Origin of the sequence: Roseomonas sp. 18066 (genome assembly GCF_902706185.1) — a bacterium.
Taxonomy (GTDB): Bacteria; Pseudomonadota; Alphaproteobacteria; order Acetobacterales; family Acetobacteraceae; genus Pseudoroseomonas.
The window spans coordinates 1-3,058 of the sequence record NZ_CACSJM010000278.1; the positions used below are offsets into that span (position 1 = coordinate 1).

Annotated in this window: 1 protein-coding gene; it reads right to left on the minus strand. The window is 77.0% G+C overall.

What is annotated here, in order from left to right; translation table 11 throughout:
• Positions 1–3,058, minus strand: a 3,058-nt coding sequence (locus tag GVN67_RS28560; RefSeq protein WP_200845438.1) for a hypothetical protein, incomplete at both ends; no start/stop codon positions are given.

Consider the following 3,058-nt stretch of genomic DNA (forward strand, 5'->3'; position numbering starts at 1 on the left):
CGCGCCAGCAGCAGGCCGGGGCTGTCAGTCACCGGTTTTGTAAACCGATGCACCCCCGGCCCTTCGACGGTCACCTCGGCGCCGGCGGGCAGCGGGCGGGGCGGCAGGGCCTCGGGCAGGTCCAGCGCGACCTCGACCTGCCCGGCGGGGATCGCCGGCGGGCCGAGGTTTTCGTCGGGCGCCTCCTCCGTCGGCTCTTCGTCGCCATCGGCCGGCGGCGCGAGCGACGAAAGCTCCAGGCTGTAGCGCCCCGCCGGCAGCGGCATGCCGACCGAAAAATTCCAGTCGCGCTCGTCGCCGGCCTGCTGGGCGACCGGGCGGCCCTCGGCGTCCAGCAGCCGGGCGCGCAGCGGGACGGCGCCGAAGGTCTGGATCGCGACGACACGGTCCTCGGCGATGGCCAGCGGCAGGGTAGCGGGCAGCGTCACCCGGCGCGGCGCGCCGGGCTGCAGCGCGTCGCTGTCCAGGCTGACGCGATAATCCAGCCGGTCGTTGCGGCCGATGGCGCTGGCCGCCAGCCGATAGACGCCCGCCGCCAGCTTGCCGGCGAAGGGCGAGCCGTCGCCGATGCGGGCCAGCACCGGGCCGCCGTCGCGCGCGGTCAGGATCCCCGACATGCCCTCGGTCAGCGACAGGGTGACGTCGGCGTCCCCCCTGACAGAAAAATCCCAGAGGTCAGGGGCGCGCGGGGTGGTCTCGCGCCATTGCCGGGATTGCGCGCGGGCGAAGGGCAGCGGGTGCGGGCCGGCGCCTTCGACCGCCGCGGCAGGCGAGGCCAGCGGCACCAGCCGCGCGGCCAGCCGCGCCGGCTGCGGCGTGGCGCCGAGCGGGGGTTCCACCACCAGCTGGTAGTCGCCCGCGGCCAGCTCGATGACCAGGCCATCGGCGATGCCGGGCTGGGTCAATGGCCAGCCCTCGGCGTCTTCCAGCCGGGCGGCGAGCGGGGCGCCGGGCTGCGGCAGCTCCAGCCGGTGCGGGCCGGGGGTGGTCACCTTCAGCGGCACCCGCGCGCCCTGGCCGGCCGGCAGCGCCAGGCGCAGCACCTGGCCGGGGGCCAGCGTCGGCGCCGGTAGCAGCGGCGCCGGGCGCGCCTGCAGCCGCAGCCGGCCTTCGCCGTCCTGGGCGGTGACGGCGAGCCGGTAGCGCCCGGCGCCCAGCGCGCGCTGGATGACGAAATTGCCGCCGGGGCCATTGGCCGAGGCTTCGGCCAGCTCGGGCAGGAAGGAGGTGCCGAGCCGCGCCCCCAGTTGCAGCCGGCCCAGGCTTTCGACCCGCAGCAGCCCGCCTTCGGCCAGCTCCAGCGCGACCTCGCGGCTTTGCTCGCGCGCCAGGTCGAGGGCCAGCGGCACGCCGGGGCGCAGCAGCGGCAGGTCGGGCGCGGCTTGCGGCGCGACCGGCGGGATCGGCGTCACGGCGGCAGGGCGGGACAGGGTGACCTGGCGGGTGGCCGGCGCCGCGGCGATGCCACCGTCGCGCGAGACGGGCAGGCGGGCGCCCTCGGCCGTGGCGACGACGCCTTCCGGCAGCGGCAGTCGCAGCGCCTCGCCGGCCGGCTGGGTCACGGTCAGCGGCAGCACGGCATCGGGCAAGGGCAGCCGGGCGGCCAGCAGCGCGACCTCGCCTTGGTTGGCCAGCAGGCGGAAGCTCTCGCCCTCGGCCAAGGCGTGGCGGCCGAAGGGCAGGGCCGGGCCGGCCGGCTGCCGCTCGGGCGCCGGTGGCGGCAGGCCCGGGCGGCCCAGGGTGATGTCGGCGATGCCGCCGGTGTCGCCCGCGGTCAGCGACAGGCCGTACCAGCCGGGGGCGAGGTCCCAGGGCGGCGCCGGGGGCAGCGGGCCGGCGCCCTCGGCGGCGGCGCCGAAGCGGGTCAGCCGCGCGGTGACGGGGATGCCCTGGCTGGTGAGCGCGACCGGCCCCGCCTCGGTCACCTCGAAGAGCAGCCGGGCGCTGCCGGCCAGGTTGAAGCGCGCGCGCCAATTGCGGCGGCCATCCAGCTGCGGCGCCCGGCCGGCGATCATGCGTTCGCCCTCGCCGGATTTGCGCAGCAGCAGCACGGCCTGCAGCGGCAGGGCGTCGCCGCCGGCGGCGGGCGCCTCGGCCGCCAGGAAGAAGTCGCCCGGGGCCTGGGCGGCGAGCCGCGCCGGGCCGCCGAAGCTGCGGGCAGAAAATTCCTGGCCGGGGCGACCTTCGACCACCAGTTCGAAGGGCGCCTCGCTGGCATTGCCGCCGCGCAGCGTCAGGATGGGGCTGCGGCTTTTCTCGGTCATCGACTGGCGCTGGCGCACGCGCCCTTCGACGGACAGGCTGGCCGCAAAGACCGCAGGCTCCAACAGAGAAAAGTGCAGCAGCGAGGCGCCGTGGTCGAGGCGATAGACATTCGACCCGAAGGGCCCGATGCGGTCGGTGAAGGCGCCCTCGGTCAGCACCGCGGGGCCGTCCAGCCGCAGCCAGAGCGGGGATTCCGCCGCGCCATCGGTCCAGGCCAAGGGCGGCCCGCCGGCGGCGGTCAGGCGGTAGCTGCCGGGCTCCAGCACCGGGGTCAGCAGCAGGCGGCGCAGCGGATGGGCGGGCTCGGCGCGTAGTTCCGTCGAGGCCGCGGTCAGCGGCACCAGGTCGCGGCCGTCGCGCCACAGCTGCAGGTCGGCCAGCGCCCGGCCGGCGGCCTCCAGGCGCAGGCGGCGGCGGGTCGGCACGACGATCCAGGCCTCGGCGGTCTGCCGGTCGGCGAGCGTGGTGGCCAGGGTCTGGCCGGGCAGCAGCCGTTGCGCCGGCTGCGGCGCGAAGGGGGTCAGGGTCAGGCGGGCATTGCCAGCGGCCCCCGCCTCGCCGCGCAGCCGCAGCTGGTAGGTGCCGCGGTCCAGCCAGGCATCGACGCGATTGGCAAAAACCTCGCCGGGGCCGGCGAGCAGGTCGACCAGCTGCAGGGTGACCGGTGTCGCGGCCTCGGCGGCGAGGGCGAAGCGGCCGGGGCTGGTGATGACCACCAGCGTGTCGAAGCCGGTGGCGGGGCCTTCGGCGCGCTGCAGCCGGCCGCCAGGGGCCGTGATGGCGGGCAGCGGGC